At 45.4% G+C, this 16035-nt stretch carries 15 protein-coding genes and 2 pseudogenes; 3 read left to right on the top strand and 14 right to left on the bottom strand.

Annotation, left to right across the window (positions count from 1 at the left end; genetic code table 11):
• Window positions 1–45: 45 nt before the first annotated feature.
• The 7 genes from DNHGIG_RS04360 to DNHGIG_RS04390 all read right to left on the bottom strand — a co-directional run bounded on the left by DNHGIG_RS04360 (window position 46) and on the right by DNHGIG_RS04390 (window position 5320).
• On the bottom strand, window positions 46–1338 hold the full coding sequence (locus DNHGIG_RS04360; RefSeq protein ID WP_282198515.1) for a polysaccharide deacetylase family protein: 1293 nt from the start codon (window positions 1336–1338) through the stop codon (window positions 46–48).
• A gap of 134 nt (window positions 1339–1472) precedes the next feature.
• On the bottom strand, window positions 1473–2663 hold the full coding sequence (locus DNHGIG_RS04365) for an MGDG synthase family glycosyltransferase (protein WP_282198516.1): 1191 nt from the start codon (window positions 2661–2663) through the stop codon (window positions 1473–1475).
• 105 nt (window positions 2664–2768) lie between these two features.
• Window positions 2769–3203 carry a divergent PAP2 family protein gene (locus DNHGIG_RS04370; RefSeq protein WP_282198517.1) on the bottom strand — a complete coding sequence of 145 codons (435 nt, stop codon included), beginning with the start codon at window positions 3201–3203 and terminating at the stop codon, window positions 2769–2771.
• A gap of 197 nt (window positions 3204–3400) precedes the next feature.
• On the bottom strand, window positions 3401–4081 hold the full coding sequence (locus DNHGIG_RS04375) for a PspA/IM30 family protein (RefSeq protein WP_282198518.1): 681 nt from the start codon (window positions 4079–4081) through the stop codon (window positions 3401–3403).
• Window positions 4078–4698: a hypothetical protein gene (locus DNHGIG_RS04380; protein ID WP_282198519.1), complete on the bottom strand. Its 621-nt coding sequence runs from the start codon at window positions 4696–4698 to the stop codon at window positions 4078–4080. The genes DNHGIG_RS04375 and DNHGIG_RS04380 overlap by 4 nt, the downstream gene beginning before the upstream one ends.
• Before the next feature lie 32 nt (window positions 4699–4730).
• Window positions 4731–5063: a hypothetical protein gene (locus DNHGIG_RS04385; RefSeq protein WP_282198520.1), complete on the bottom strand. Its 333-nt coding sequence runs from the start codon at window positions 5061–5063 to the stop codon at window positions 4731–4733.
• Window positions 5064–5191: 128 nt separating this feature from the next.
• Complete coding sequence (locus tag DNHGIG_RS04390; RefSeq protein ID WP_282198521.1) at window positions 5192–5320, bottom strand: hypothetical protein; 129 nt, start codon at window positions 5318–5320, stop codon at window positions 5192–5194.
• A 525-nt stretch (window positions 5321–5845) separates the two neighbouring features.
• Between DNHGIG_RS04390 and DNHGIG_RS04395 the strand changes: the two genes are divergently transcribed.
• Window positions 5846–7459: an ATP-binding protein gene (locus DNHGIG_RS04395; protein WP_282198522.1), complete on the top strand. Its 1614-nt coding sequence runs from the start codon at window positions 5846–5848 to the stop codon at window positions 7457–7459.
• 353 nt (window positions 7460–7812) lie between these two features.
• Window positions 7813–8514: a DUF7342 family protein gene (locus tag DNHGIG_RS04400; protein ID WP_282198523.1), complete on the top strand. Its 702-nt coding sequence runs from the start codon at window positions 7813–7815 to the stop codon at window positions 8512–8514.
• A 33-nt stretch (window positions 8515–8547) separates the two neighbouring features.
• On the opposite strand, the gene DNHGIG_RS04405 is transcribed toward DNHGIG_RS04400, so the two are convergent.
• The 7 genes and pseudogenes from DNHGIG_RS04405 to DNHGIG_RS04435 form a co-directional block, all read right to left on the bottom strand.
• Complete coding sequence (locus tag DNHGIG_RS04405; protein WP_282198524.1) at window positions 8548–9612, bottom strand: ABC transporter substrate-binding protein; 1065 nt, start codon at window positions 9610–9612, stop codon at window positions 8548–8550.
• Between the two features lie 51 nt (window positions 9613–9663).
• Window positions 9664–10530, bottom strand: a complete 867-nt coding sequence (locus tag DNHGIG_RS04410) for an ABC transporter permease (RefSeq protein WP_282198525.1) — start codon at window positions 10528–10530, stop codon at window positions 9664–9666.
• Window positions 10508–11356, bottom strand: coding sequence for an ABC transporter ATP-binding protein (locus DNHGIG_RS04415; protein ID WP_282198526.1), 849 nt, complete (start codon window positions 11354–11356; stop codon window positions 10508–10510). Before DNHGIG_RS04415 ends, DNHGIG_RS04410 begins: the two co-directional genes overlap by 23 nt.
• Before the next feature lie 223 nt (window positions 11357–11579).
• On the bottom strand, window positions 11580–12467 hold the full coding sequence (locus DNHGIG_RS04420; protein WP_282198527.1) for an NAD(P)-dependent oxidoreductase: 888 nt from the start codon (window positions 12465–12467) through the stop codon (window positions 11580–11582).
• A gap of 223 nt (window positions 12468–12690) precedes the next feature.
• Complete coding sequence (locus DNHGIG_RS04425; protein ID WP_282198528.1) at window positions 12691–12912, bottom strand: hypothetical protein; 222 nt, start codon at window positions 12910–12912, stop codon at window positions 12691–12693.
• A 166-nt stretch (window positions 12913–13078) separates the two neighbouring features.
• Window positions 13079–13515, bottom strand: a pseudogene (locus DNHGIG_RS04430) (GNAT family N-acetyltransferase).
• Between the two features lie 21 nt (window positions 13516–13536).
• On the bottom strand, window positions 13537–14319 hold the full coding sequence (locus DNHGIG_RS04435; protein ID WP_282198529.1) for a PhzF family phenazine biosynthesis protein: 783 nt from the start codon (window positions 14317–14319) through the stop codon (window positions 13537–13539).
• Between the two features lie 697 nt (window positions 14320–15016).
• On the opposite strand from DNHGIG_RS04435, the pseudogene DNHGIG_RS04440 reads away from it, so the two are divergent.
• A pseudogene (locus DNHGIG_RS04440) lies at window positions 15017–15986 on the top strand (bile acid:sodium symporter family protein).
• Window positions 15987–16035: the final 49 nt, after the last annotated feature.

The raw sequence follows: 16035 nt of genomic DNA on the forward strand, positions 1-16035 counted from the left end.
TCTGTTTGAGGATAGAGGTATTACCTTAAACAAATGAGTCATTAACTATTCGGTTAAGTAACGGGCGATTATATCTTCACGTGACGCCCAAACAAGCTTGGGCTTTAGGCGTTGGTCATGACGTAACCGTCGTAAACCCAGTGGGTGATAAATCATCAGCATCAACCGCATGTACCAACCAAGTACGGCTCTCTTGAATCCTGGCGGTAGATCCTCTACGTGAAAACCTAATAATTCTGCACCGCGGTAAAGTATAGTTATTCCGAACACCACTTGTACGTCGCGATAGCACGGATCGAATTGTAATAGACGTGCAATATCTGGAAGGCCACTGCGTACCTGCTTGATGCTTTTTGTGGCGACGGCCGCAAGATTTTCATTCTGTGCGATGCGATGTAAAGACAGGTTTTGAAAATGGAGTTCCATCGCTTGTGTACCTTTCTGAGCGATGGTCATACCGTTCCAGCAAAGCGCTTTTCCATGCCAAGTGACCCTACTGACACGAAAGGTATCATTAATGATGCGTACTCGAAACAACAGATCAAAAAAGAACTCCCACACTCTCCATATTCGGATTGACCAACGAATTTTAGTCGGGGTTTGTACGGTTTCGGTCGTCTGATCAAGATTCCTCTCTTGATTCCCTATTAACTCGCTGACAGGTATAAGCTTAAATCCTAGTTTTTCCCAAATGGGCAACACTTCTCGAAGTGCTGCCAACGTGTTTCGTGGAGCATCGGGGGCACCTCCAGCATCGTGACAAAGTACAATCGACCCATTACGAACATCCTTAAGCAGTCGCTCTTTGATTGTATCCGGATGTTGATTGGGAACCCAGTCACGCGCCGTCACATCCCATAGAACGGGTTTCAGACCAAGACGCCGACCGCTGATATACGTCGACCAGTTGAAAGTTCCCCATGGCGGTCGAAACAGATTCAGTTTTCTGCCGATGATTTGCTCCAGAACTGTAGTTGCCTGCTCTGCTTCCACCCATGACTGCCGCGGGGTAAGCAGCCAGGCGTGATCGTGATGCATGCCATGAACGCCAATCTCATGGCCGGCTGCAACGATTTTACGAACGAGTTCAGGATACTGGAGTGCGCGTTCACCGACCAGGAAAAAAGTGGCCCGTGCTCCATATTGTTGGAGCAATTCCAGTAATGGTTCTGTATAGCGGGGATCCGGTCCGTCATCAAAGGTCAACGCCACTTCGCGCCGGAACCTTGACCCGCGCCAAATGACACCCAGATGCAAATAATGAAAGAGGAGATCGGCCACTACGGTGTAGGCCGCGTAAATCATGATCAACCCGACTGCCAATATCGCCATCCACATACCCGGTTCCTCCGTCTTCACACTTAGTTTATTAAAAGTTTCCATTCCCATTCCATGGACTCGAGACGGTCGAGAGAAAACCTTAGGCTATGTTGACAAATGGAGTCATCATTTTTTGAACATAATGTCCCGTTTTATTTGGTCACGGTTTCCATGTACCTCATCTGACGATGCTGATATGCACGAGCCGTATGATTGGTTGCGATCAATTGCGTGATCTGAGCGATTTCTTCAGCTGCATTGGGCTTTTTGATTTTTTGGCTATTTTTTCTCATGTTCAGTAAGATCTCCGGTCTTTCGATAAGCAGCATCTTTAAATATTTAGAAACAGATTTTCGTGTTTCTGCGAGTACAGCTACTCTTGATTTCACCAAAAACTTGGCATTTTGTTGTTCCTGTCCGGGTATGGGTCGATACAATAGCATGGGCAGTTCCATAGCCAGTGACTCAGAAATCGTCAACCCGCCTGCTTTCGTAATCACAAGATCGGATATAGCCATCAACTCGTGAATGTCTTGGACATAACCAAATACTTGAACCGGGTTTGTTGCCTTTTTGGAAATTTCTTTGATTTGCATATAGAGTTTTTCGTTGTGCCCGCATACGACCAATACTTGCACTCGTCTTGGGAATGTAAATAAATCCTCACAGATGTTTGGAATATCATGGAGCACACCGTACGCCCCACCCATGACCAAGACAGTCGGTAACTCCGGCTTTATTTGGTACTTGCTCTGCAATGCTTCGCGATCCACAGGTTGATTGAATATGCCACGAATGGGGATACCGGTAACAGAGAGTTTGCTTTCCGGGACACCACGATTAATGAGTTCCTTCCGTACATGATGGGAACCGACAAAATACATGTCCGTGTATGGGTGAATCCATTGATTGTGAATGGCGTGATCGGTGATTACGGTTGCTGCAGGAACATTTGTAACACCGCGCTCTTTTAGTGCCGACATCACGCCAGCGGGTGTAGGAAATGTCGAAATGACGATATCGGGTTCATATTGGTTTAAATACTTCTCCAACTCATCACTGCCCAGCTGATTGAGCCGTTTACTCAGTTTGGATGACGGCTTCATGTTTCTAGAACCGTGATAAAGGATCCCATATAAAGAGGGAACAAATTTAACGCTTTGAATGTAGCAATAACGCGTAATGGAATTCAATCGTGGATGAACCATTTGCAAATAATCGATGACGCGTACATCTAAACAATGATTTTGAGACAATAGCGCTTCTTGAATTGCACGTGCCGCCTGTTGATGACCTTCCCCATAACTGGCTGAGAGTATCAGTACTTTGCGGAGTTTGTGCATGAACATTCCCCCTCAATATGGATACTGCAAAATTGATTACCTACGTCCCGTGAACGAATACCATTAAAATGGTATGCACGATATGATGTCGTTCAACAAAATCATTTACATCAATAATGCGATTCCTGTACCTAGGATCGCTCCACCAACCACTTCCAAAGGGGTGTGGCCTTTTCGTCGCCAGTGGCGTAAACCAGTGGCGGCTGTATTCTTGATCAGTGCATCTGTTGCTGCTCCATATATACATTCTTCTAAAATGACTGCCATTTCTCCCGCTTGACGACGCACACCAATCGCATCATACATGACAATTATCGCAAAAATAAAAGAAACAGCGAACCATGGTGAACCCCATCCATAGAGTAATAACATTTTCACTGCCAGTGCACTGACCATCGCCGAATGAGAACTCGGCATACCGCCTGTCTGGAAAAGAAGATTCCAATCCCAATATTTAACCCGCCCTCGTTGTATAAACACTTTCAGAATCTGCGCGAAAATCATAGCTATAATTGCAGAATAAAGCGGTAGATGCCTCATACACATTTCACCCCTTCTTATGATGGGATTTTTATGCGGCCAATCGAATATATTATAACTTTTTAGGAATACGAATTATCATTGTTTTTGTATAGAAATCCATATATAAAAGGATGCTATAGAGAGGCATCCTTTTATATATGGGATTGTTAACATTTGAATTTAAAAATCTTCCCGTTTTTCATTTTTTCGAACCATCACTGTTTATTCTCAGACACAGCTTGCTTCGCTTTCAATTTTTCCAATTCTTTTTCAACTTCATCTTGAATGGCTTGTTCGGCAAAGCGCGATTCAATCCCTAGGTCAATTCCCTGGGTTCCTCGTCTTGCATTTGCCTCGATCTCCATCATCAATACACGTTCTTCGAGTCGAGCGAATTCTTTTGTTACACTTTCTGCATCGACTGTAGAAAGAAATGATTGTAATTTCTTCATGGACTGAGCGGCATTCGCACGAGAAAGTAAGACTAACTGCCTATTTTTTAATTCGCGATGTTTCTCCTTCATTTTTTTCACTTGGTCACCGAGTGACACGGTCTGTTGTTTGATGGTTTCATGCTGTTTTCGATACTCTTCCAACTTTTTCTCAAGGAGAAGCTTGTCTTGCAAAGCGAGTTTAGCAATATGATCTTCACCGGTTTCCACTGCGAGTTTCGCTTGTCGATCTCGTTTCGCAATGGCTGCTTCCGTTTCTTCTATCAACATCTCGTGTTTTTTCTTGATGACCATTTGACGAGAGAGAGCTTTTTCCGCTTGTAAAATTTCATTCTCCATTTCCCTGATATAATGTTTGACCATACATACCGGGTTTTCTATTTTGTCTAATACTTCATTCACATTGGCAAGAACAATGTCCTGAATCCGTTTCAAAATACTCATTGTACATCCTCCTTCTTATTTTTCTTCTTCATGGTTTCTTGTTCCCATTCATCCAGAAAATCCGTGTACCACTCATGCTTGTAAGGAGAATCCGTTTCACTGTTATAGAATGATGCTGGAGTTTCTAGATTCATGTGGGAATAAACATCTTTTATATTTCTTGTAATCAGGAAAATAAAGAGGGCAATTAACGCGATTCCGATGATCGGTCCGATCAAAGGAAGTAACGCTAGCAGGATCAGCGTTATGCCCAACCATTTTTTAAGTAGATTTCCTTCTGAACGTTTTACCCATCTCCATCCGGCAATCGCCAAGCCACAAGCTAGAATGAAAGGTAACAACCAAGGAACCCACTGTTTTCCATGCTTATGATAGGCATGTCCACTCTGAATATGTGTAAATTCACCATGATTCGCCCGTCTGTCATCGTAATTGTTCATGTTCTGCCGGTCATTCCATGAGCCTTGGTAGCCGGAATGGTACTCTTGATAGGCGGCACGGTCATTGGAGTGGCCCAATCGCCAATCATGACTCATATATTTCAAGCCACCGAAGAGAAGACCGCCAAGGATCAACAAGCATACGCACCATTTGAACCAAGTGAAGATTTTTGACATATCCTTTTATCTGCCTCCCTTCCGGTTTCTCCTTACAAACTAGAGTCTAGAAGGGAATGATGAAAATACGATGAAAAAATGTACTCTTGTTCACGTCCAAGGCAAAAGGGCGATCTTTCCGCAGTATCGACGATCACTCCCGTGATCGGATCCAATCGTTGCGGGTATCGGCGAAGAACGCATGACGGACGGTACAGATTCGTTTCATCAGGAACGGTATACGTTCGAGGAACGCGTTCGAGCCTCGTCAAAACCGACTTCGCCGCGTTCTCAAGAGTAAATCCCGCATCGAATTCGTCTTTCTCGATCTGGAAGAAGGGTCGGAAACGATCGTCAATCACGGTGATTTTATAAAATAAAAACAAAGCCCCTGTAGACGAATCTACAGAGGCGTTCAGGAAGTATAGGCTATTTCCGTGCATATGGAGAGTAGTCGGTTCCGGAAAAACGTAATGCGATCCTCCATTGAGAGAAGTGCGCAGAAGATGCCCGTTTAATACGAGTAAGGAGCTGCCGCTGCAGGAGCCGCGCCACTGTAACCTGGGACGAGCAAGAAGAATAAAACAAAGATGATCAGGAATACCACTGCCCAACGAGTAAAGATGCCGAAACATCCATCCATTGAATTTCCTCCCTTCCACCGACATACTTATCAAGAACTTTTTAGTTCCTAGTAAACGGGAACGGTCTTGCAAACGGTGGTGTAAGTGGGAATTAAGAGAATGAACAATACAAAGATAATCAAGAAAACTACCGCCCAACGAGTAAAGCCACCAAAAATCCCATCCATTATGAATTCCTCCTTCATCTTTTGAACTATTACATTTAATTCGTACATGAAGACTTTCGAAACGGATAAGTATCATTGGCCACTCGTCTATTTTTGATCTTGAAAATGAGTGCTTGGGTGGATGTATCGCTTTGCGCTTGGGTTCGATGAAGGTCGTTCCGCCGCTAGAGGAATGTGTGGCACTGGCTATCTTCGATACAAGTAAGGAGATATGCAGGAGAATTGGGAAAATGGGAGAAAGAAGTTTCTAAAAAGGAACCGAATTTCCTCGTTTATCTTCAGAAGATTCGTTATGCTTAAAATAAAGGAACACTAACAATTCGGACGTTGGGATGAATGGCAAAGAGGTGAACCGATATGAAAACTTCAGCTCCTCCTGTCACATACATAAGCTTGCGAGCGAAAATCAACGGTCTCGTTTTATTAAATATCGTCTTGGTTTTAACTCTCGTCATGTCGGTTGTTTCTTACTTGATGATTCATACGCAATTTGAAGAAGTGGGTAAAGACGCACTCACACTTGCCAGGATCGTCGCAGATATGCCACAGATCCGACAGGCGTTTCATGAAAAAGATCCGACTTCCATCATTCAGCCCCTGGTGGAAGGTCTGCGCAAGAAAGCGGGAGCAGAATTTATCGTTGTTGGCAATATGAGTTTGATCCGCTATAGTCATCCCAATCCCGCACTCCTTGGCAAACCCATGGTAGGAGGAGATGACGACATCGTTTTGAATGGAAAGGAGAGTATTACAGAGGCAGTGGGTACCCTCGGCCTTTCCATTCGAGGCAAATCCCCAATTTTCGATGAGAACCACCGACAAGTCGGAATCGTCTCTGTCGGTTTCTTGGTAGATAACATTTGGAAGAAAGTGTTTTCCTTATGGTTAAAAATGCTCTTCGTCGGATTCGTCGGCTTAGTGATAGGGCTCATCGGCGCACATGTGTTATCCGGTCATATCAAACGCCAAATCTTGAATTTGGAACCTTTCGAAATCGCTTTCTTGGCACAGAAACAAGCAGCCATCCTCGAGTCGATCCGTGAAGGGGTTCTGGCAGTGGACAGTACCGGAAAAATTGCGGCTTGCAATCAGGAAGCCAAGCGATTGTTAAAGATTGATCATTTTGATATTTTGGGTAAATCTGTCGATGAAACGGTTCCACACCATCGTCTCGTACAAATCCTGAAAGAAGGTCCCGATCATCTCGATCTGCCTATGATCATCGGTAATTCGCTTGTGATCGTAAACCGGGTATCTGTCATGTTGAAGGATCGTGTAATCGGAGCGGTAGCCACGTTTCGCGACAAAATGAAATTGGAGCAAATCGAACAGCGCCTCGCCGATGTAAGTAAATACGCGGAAGCCTTGCGCAGTCAACGTCATGAATTCATGAACAAACTTCATACCATTTCCGGGCTCATTCAGATGGGGGAACACGAAATGGCTAGAGAATTGATCGCCCAAGTCCATCATGAACAACAGCAACTGCTGCAATTTTTTATGACTCGTATCCGTGATTCGGCAGTCGTAGGTATCCTCATCGGAAAAATGCATCGTGCAAAAGAATTGGGCATCGAACTGACGGTCGATCCCCGCTCCCACCTGAAGGAGCCTTGTCCGTATCGGGAGATTCTTGTCACCATTTTGGGAAATGCGATCGAAAATGCGTTGGAAGCGATGACCACTTGTGAAACCAAACTCCGAGAAAAAAGCATCATCGTATACATCAACGATCAGGATGAGCAGCTCGTCATCAGCGTCAAAGATTCCGGACCCGGAATTGATCCCGCGCTTGGAGAAAAGGTTTTTGAAGATGGCGTCACAACGAAAGGAGCCGGAAGAGGTTTCGGCTTGTCTCTCTTAGCCAAGTTGGTAGCCAATGTAGGAGGGAAACTGGCGATTCTGTCCTCGCCGGAAGGAGCCACTTTGGAAGCGCGACTGCCGTTACCTGGTGTACCAGAAAACGAGTAGTGCCGCCAGCGGCGCCATCAGAGGATGAAAAGCTTCTTGTGCGGGAAGAAGTATAAGGCTATCTCAAGAAACGGAGTGGCTTTTGGGTGGGTTGTATCGCTTTGCGGCGCAGAGGTGAGTTGAAGGTCGTTCCGCTTCCTTTAAACCGTTTCAGAGGACATATTCTTTGCGCGTAATAGCGACCTTGAAGGTCGTCTCGCTACATTTGATTGATGTTCAATGCGAGACGGCCTTCACGGAGCATGAGCGCAAAGAATATGCCTCAAAGAACCCAAGCGCAAAGCGATACACCCACCCAAGCACTAGTTTTCAAAATAGCACCAATTATTAAGTCAATAAGGAGGGTATTCACATTGACCAGCCGTCCAATCCGCGTCGCAGTAGTCGATGACGACTTTATGATCGCTAACCTGCACGCCAAATTCGTACATGCACAAAAAGGATACGAAGTGATCGGAACCGCATACAACTACGAACAGACATTGTCGCTCATCACCCGTTCCAAACCCGATCTGCTGATCCTCGATGTGTATATGCCCGACCGTTCCGGAATCGATCTATTGCATACGTTGCGTACACAAAAAATCGCCTGTGACGTGATCCTCATCACGGCGGCAAAAGAGAACGATATCGTAGAGGAAGGGTTTCGCCTAGGTATCTTCGACTATCTCATCAAACCCTTTGATTTCGATCAGCTCAAAAAATCGCTCCACAAATACGCGCAATTCCGCTCGCGCTTAACAAGCGTAAGCCATCTCGATCAGGAGACGCTCGACGAACTGAAAAAACTGCGCGCCATCGAGGGTACCTCCACCAAATTACCGCCATCGGGAATCGATCTGAAAACATTGGAACGGATCAGAAAATGCCTGCAACAAGCGGAAGGTCCACAGAGTGCACAGACGATCGCAGAACGGGCCGGTGTCAGCCGCTCGACGGCAAGAACCTATCTCGTCTATCTCGTTGAGGAAAACATCGCGGAAGAAGAACTCCTATACGGCTCGGTCGGCCGTCCGCAACGGTTATACCGTTTAAAAAATCAGCCCACGGCTTGAACCTGTGGGCTGAACACGACATATTTGCAAAAATTATTGATTCTTCGCTGCTTTCTCGACAAACTCGGTCGTATACGTTTCTTCCAGTTTGATGTTCGCATTTTTCAATTCCGGGTGAAAGGTTGAGAGAACCTCCAAGACTTTTTCCGGTCCCCCTTGCGGCATTTTGCCGTCTGCCGTGAACATCGCTACACTGTTTTTGAGTGCTTGTATATACATCGCTTTGTCTCCGGCGTAGTATTCATGCGGCAGTTGATCCGCGATTTCTTCCGGCGTATGGGTCTTGATATAGTGGAGGGTCTTTACAAACGCATTCGCCAAATGTTGTACGACTTCCGGATGTTCCTTCACAAAATCATTCCTCATATATAAAGAGGATGCCGGATAGGTTCCGCCCAAAGCTTGTGTTGTCCCTTCCATCGTCGTCATATCGACAAACGTGGAGGCCAAATGTTTCGCCTTCAGCAGCGAAATCGTCGGTTCCGTGGTCACGGCCAGATCAATGCGACCCTGTTCCATTGCAGCGATTAATGTCTTTCCTGCTCCGACGGCGACGGGCGTATACTCTTTCGTGGAATGGCCGCCTTTCGTTACCAAATAATTAGCGAGGAAATTCGTCGAAGAACCGAGTCCGGTTACCCCGATCTTTTTCCCTTTCAGATCCGCCACGGTTTTAATCTGATCCTTCAATTTGTCGGAGACTACCAACTGCTCTCCGGGAACGGAAGCAAACTGGACAACCGATTCGATCTTTTTCCCTTTCGCCTGAATATCGATCGTATGATCATAGAAACCGACGACTCCATCCACTTGCCCGGCGATCAATGCTTCTTCCGCCGTCTGACCGGCGGCTTCGTTCATCAATTCAACATCAATGCCTTCCTGTTTAAAATATCCGAGTCTTTGTGTCAACATAGCCGGCAAATAGATGATTTTCTCCAGCCCCCCTACCATGATCTTTACTTTCGGGACGGAGGTTCCTCCTTTCGCAGACGTATCTTCCACCGTTTGTTTCGAACCGGCGCCGCACCCTGCCAAGAGCATTCCTGCCATAGCAATACTTGACGCAAGAATTCCAAGCTTTCTTCCTACTTTCATTTACAGATCCCCCTTTTCCCATTTCGTTCCTATCGACACTTCACCTGATGGTTATTCTTGCCGCACGTGTCGCCAAGCGATAAAGCGCTTTTCCAGATTAGACACCAGCTTGTCGGCGATCAGTGCGGTAATCGACAACAGAACCATACCAGCGAAAACACCAGTCGTATCAAAAGCTCCCTGTGCCTGTGAGATCAAAAAACCAAGCCCCTCCGTAGCACCGATGAATTCTCCGACGACCGCCCCGACAAGCGCGAAACCGAAACTCGTGTGCAGGCTGGATAGGATCCATGTCAATGCAGAAGGGAGAATCACGTGCCGGGCCAATTGTCGTTTGTTTGCTCCCAGTAACCGCGCGTTATTGACCAGATTGCGATCAACCTCCCGCACTCCCTGAAAAGCGTTGAAAAAGACGATAAAAAACGTGAGCGTCACTCCCAACGCAATCTTCGAAGACATGCCGAGTCCCAGCCATAAAATAAAAATGGGTGCCAGTACGACGCGGGGCAAAGCATTGAACATTTGAATATAAGGCCCGAAGATCACCGATAAAATCTCACTCATCCCTAACGCATACCCGGTAATGACCACCAGCACGACCCCTAAAACAAACGAAATGATCGTTTCTTCGAATGTCACGAGAAAATGGATATAGAGAGGACCCTGGGTCGTACCGTTGACAAACCAGTCGATCATGTGTTCCACGATCGCCGAAGGGCTGGAGAAAAAGAATGGATCGATGATCTTCCTGGAGGCTAAAAACTGCCATGAACCAACCAGAATGATGAACACCGAGATTTGCAACGCCAAATTGCGCAACCGTCGTTTCAACGCTTTGGCCCTGAGCTCTTTTCTCCGATTCTCAACCTCCGCTTGCGATTGAGTACGCATGTTTCTAGGTACGGTTTGCGTTTGCATAACTGATCATCACCTCATCGCGCAAATCATTCCAGATTTGTTCATGCAGTTTCATAAATTCCGGGTCGAAGCGGATTTCGGATACATTTCTCGGACGCGGTAGATGAATCGGGTAGTCCCCTTTGATCGTCGCCCCGGGGCCCGCCGTCAGAACGATCACACGATCACTCAAAGCGATGGCCTCTTCCAGATCATGGGTGATGAAAACGACAGAGGAAGAAGTCTCTTCCCAGATCGTCAAGAGTTCATTTTCCATTAACGCACGCGTATGCACATCCAATGCGGAAAACGATTCGTCCATCAGAAGAATCTCCGGCTGCACGATCAGACATTGCGCGAGCGCCACCCTCTTGCGCATCCCGCCCGACAGCTGGTGCGGATAATGGTTCTCAAATCCTTTCAAGCCTACTCGTTGAATCCATGTTCTCGCCTTTTCATACGCATCCCCCTTGTTTTCACCACGCAAACGAAGTCCTAAAGATACGTTATCGATCACCGTCTTCCAGGGAAACGCATTTTCCGTTTGAAACACACAAGCGGCGCGGGGGTTGATTCCTTGCAAGGGTTCCCCGTGAATCTGTACTTTCCCCTCCGATGGTGGTTCAAAACCTGCGATCAAATTGAGCGTCGTCGATTTTCCGCACCCGGTCGGTCCAACGATCGATACGAACTCCCCTTTCTCCACTTTTAGATGGATGTTGCTCAGTACGGTATGAATTTCGCCTGTCGGTTTTACAAACTCTTTCGTGACACCGATCAGTTCGATCACTGGTGTTTGAACCGTCCTTGCCGGTTCGTAGCGTACAAACTCCCGACTGCTGCTCATGGGCATCCCCCCCTTACCGTTTTCGTAGAAATGAAAGCGTTTACGATTCAAAGTATATAGCGGAAGAAAGAGAGCGGGAAGAATTGTGTTGAATAATCGAAATAAAATAATAATTTTGTTTTTGGTGATTTTGACAAGACATGATCCAAGCATGAAAAAAGAGCCGGATCGAAATCCGACTCACATGAGTGATTTTATAAAGACGTCGAGCTTGCAATCATTGTTAGAGCTGTCCGTCGAAAAGCTTGAACAACGCTTGCGTTCCGCTGTTCTCCTCTCCTTTTTCGGCCAGTATCTCATATAGCTCTTTCGCCAATTGAAGGCCAGGCAACTTCACATCCATTTCTTCTGCCGCTTCCAGTGCGATCTTCATATCTTTAATGAAATGTTTAACATAGAACCCCGGGGAAAAGTCTCCGCGAAGCATCCTCGGAGCAAGATTGCTGAGAGACCAGCTCCCTGCAGCGCCCGTCTGTATGCTTTGCAGTACCTTTTCCGGATCTAAGCCCGCTTTTTTGGCGTACGCAATCGCTTCGCAAACACCAATCATGTTGGAAGCGATCGCGATCTGATTGCACATCTTGGTATGTTGCCCCGCACCGGGCCCTCCTTGAAGCACGATATTGTTGCCCAGAATCTCAAAAATAGGTTTGACAGCTTCGAACACTTCCGGGTCTCCGCCAACCATAATCGCGAGTCTCGCTTCCCGTGCCCCTACATCGCCTCCTGAAACCGGCGCATCCAACGCATAGATCCCCTTCGTTCGCGCCTCGTTGTAGATTCTTCGTGCCAACAAGGGGCTCGATGTCGTCATATCAATCACGTATGTACCAGGCTGAGCATGGGGAACAATCCCATTGGGGCCAAGATACACTTCTTCAACATCTCGCGGAAAACCGACCATTGTAACGATCACATTCGCTTGAGAAGCCAGTTCGGCGACACTTTCTTTCCAAACGGCCCCTTGCCGAATCAGTTCGTCTGCCTTTGATTTCGTCCGATTGTAAACGAGAACCGGGTAACCCGCTTTCAACAGATGACCAACCATACTTTTTCCCATGACACCCGTTCCGATAAACCCGATGATCGTGTTATCTTTCGTGAGTACCACGCGATCTCCCCCTTTTTCGATTTTTTCGACTCTTTTTCTATTATACTTGAGATTGATGGGGTATCAAAATTTGTCATTGTACGAAGAGTAGTCACATGAGTAGTCCAATCTGGAGAGAGGTTGAAGTTCAGAACAAAAGCCCAACTTTATTAGGGATAAGCGCCCTTTTAGGGGATACGAGCATAGTCTGAATCGTGATCGAAATTACAAAAGGGAGGATCTCTCATGAGTAAACTTGATTCAGATCGCCAGTATGGTCAATATCACCCTTATCCCCACCCATTGCCATACCCTGGTCATCATTACCCATGGTTCCACTATCCGCACCCATTCCCGCATCCCTACTTCCATCACTTTCCTTACCCGTTCCCTCATCATGGTTATTATCCTCACTATTGGCCAACTCATCCGGGAATGCATCCGTATAGTCAACGGTAATCAACATTGATGATATTCATCTTTATGAAAAACTCCTAAGTCTGCACAAGTGTGCCAGCGTCACTTTTTACATGTCTTTTATATAACTAAACCTAAACGCCGATCCTCTTGGCCATTCAACCAGGATCGGCGAATCTTTTGATTTCGAATTGTATAGGGTGAGCCTCATAATGTTATTTAAATCTCTTCACAAATCGATATCCAGTAATTTCATACCCTAATTCTTTATAAAATGTAGGAGCCTGTTCTTCTCGTCCAAATCCACTCACAAGCCAAGTTACGATACATCCCTGCTCAGCTGCTAAATTCTCTGCGAACTCCATGAGAAAGCGACCTACACCTTGACGACGGGCTGCTGAATCAACGACAATCACTGATATTTCTCCATATTTACTCACTTCTTCTAAATTCTCACGGACACTAATCCCAATAGTCCCAAAATCGTATCATGATCTTCACAAACATATAGAAAATCGAATGGGCTATCATCAATGAACTGTAAGCGATTCTCCATGTCCTCAAAGGATATCTCATGTCCCGTTAATTCATACATTAAATGACATAACGATGGAATATCATCTTTTTTAACGGTACGGATGGTGAACGACATATGACTATCTCCTTCTATCTTTTACCGTAGCTCGCCTTTGACAACTGTCACCGCTTGCCCAGCCAATAATACACGCCCTTCTTGAATCTGTACTTTCAAAATACCCTCTCGCACCGACAATTGTTTGGCCAGGAAATGGTTTTTTCCTAACTTTGACTGCCAGTAAGGTGCTAACGCGCAATGGGCCGATCCCGTAACGGGATCCTCATTCACCCCAACAGCCGGAAAAAAGCAGCGCGACACAAAATCAAACGGCTCTTCCTCCGCCCGACTGGTAACCAAAATTCCCCTTGCTTTTATGGTAGCTAGCTTCGTAAAATTCGGCTGAAGTTCTCGAATTTGACGCTCTGATTCCACTTCTACCAGTACATCCATGCGATTCGATCCGACAAACAGGAGTTCCACACCAAGGGCATCTTCTAACGGCTCAGGCACTTTACAAGGCTCCACTTTTTCAAGCGGAAAATTTAATTCAATCCAGTCCTCATCCATCTTCGCGGATAACCACCCGCTTTTCGTCAAAAACCGGAGTTCTTTTCCTTTCGGCTCGATCCCTGTCTCCCACAGATAATGGGCACTCGCAAGGGTTGCATGTCCACACAGATCCACCTCTTTCACCGGCGTGAACCACCTCAATTCATACCCATCTTTTAACGGATACAGAAAAGCGGTCTCCGACAAGTTCATCTCCATGGCGACGTTCTGCATCCATTGATCACCTTTTCGTTCCTCCAACAGACACACGGCAGCCGGATTTCCTTTAAACGGTTCATTCGTGAAAGCATCAATGATGTATAGATTCATATGGATCCACTCCTTTGGTATGGATTGATCGCGGGTTCTTTGTATCCAAAATCGCATTCCAGTCCATGGGTAGATAATTTTAGATTGGTTACTAATCATGAAAGATTTCTTAACGAGTGTTTGGGAACCTGAGAAAACGATTAACCAGAAAATTCCTAACTCTTATTGTACCATCATATACCAAAACAGAAAAGATACTATACAAGAAATATAGTAATTTTAAAAATAATTGAGGAATTGTCATGTCGCGTATTTGTATCATGTCAAACGTCTTTATTTCATTGGTATATGATGGTATTCTATTAGACAGGAAGTTTTTGGTGGAATACATGGAGATTAAAAAATGGAAGGGAGGTAGAATAGTTAAATGAAAAATAGCCTATACGTTATATATGCTATCGTTTTGGCAGCAATCTCCATATACACTCGTGAAATAGTAACTTTTATCATGCTTGGATTCATTTTGCTAACCTTAAATAACATCTTAAAGATATTAGTTAAATTCTAGATATCGTAAGCAAAAAGTGAATGATTCAGTTGATCCCGGTCTTAATAAACGAATGGTTCATTCTCGAATAAACAAACAAATCATTGTCATCGAATGATTTTTTAGATCTTTTATTATTAACAAATTACTCTTGAAATAAAGATGGTGAAATTTTAAGATAATACCTAAAGCAAACGGAGGTGGATATGTATGAAAACACTCGAACGAATCAGTCAATTTGTCGGTGGAACCTTTGCAGTTTGGGTACTGCTTTTTGCAACTCTTGGTTTTTTCTTACCGAACACATTTATAACATTTAAATCCTACATCTCCCCGCTCTTAGGAATTGTAATGTTTGGAATGGGTCTTACTTTATCCGGTAGTGACTTTAAAGAGGTATTTAAGCGGCCCAAAGACGTGGCTATTGGCGTTATCGGTCATTATATTATTATGCCGCTTGTGGCTTATCTCCTTGCCATTGGGCTTCATCTTCCGCCTGAAATCGCCATCGGCGTGATTCTGGTTGGAAGTTGCCCGAGTGGTACGGCATCCAATGTTATGACCTTTCTCGCCAAGGGGGATGTGGCGCTTGCCGTCTCAATCGCGACCGTTTCCACTCTGCTCGCACCTTTTGTAACGCCGTTTTTAATCTCCGTTTTGGCAGGTAAATGGACACCTGTCGATCCACTGGCTTTATTTAAAGACATCATTGAAATCGTCATTTTACCGATCGCGTTGGGGATCATTGTCAAAGCGTTCTTTAAAAAGCAAGCCCAGGCGAGTGTCAAAATGCTTCCGCTTGTCTCTACCTTGGCCATTGTTTTGATCATTTCTGCGGTTGTAGCCGGAAGTCACGACCGAATCTTGAAAACAGGTTTTTTAAATTTTTGCCGTTGTCATACTACATAACGTTTTAGGCTTTTTGTTAGGCTATTTCTTCACGAAACTGTTTGGTATGGAGCTACCCAAAAGAAAAGCGGTCGCATTTGAAGTCGGCATGCAAAATTCCGGGCTTGGGGTCGCACTCGCAACCGCCCACTTTCATCCTTTAACAGCCGTTCCAAGCGCTATCTTTAGCGTTTGGCACAATCTATCGGGATCGATTCTCGCAACGTTTTTTGCCAAAATGGAAGAAAACCGAGAAACAGGTATAGAAACGAGAAATAACCTGACCAAATGACAAACTAGTGCTTGGGTGGGTGTATCGCTTTGCGCTTGGGTTCGATGAA

Origin of the sequence: Collibacillus ludicampi (assembly GCF_023705585.1) — a bacterium.
Classification (GTDB): Bacteria; Bacillota; Bacilli; order Tumebacillales; family BOQE01; genus Collibacillus; species Collibacillus ludicampi.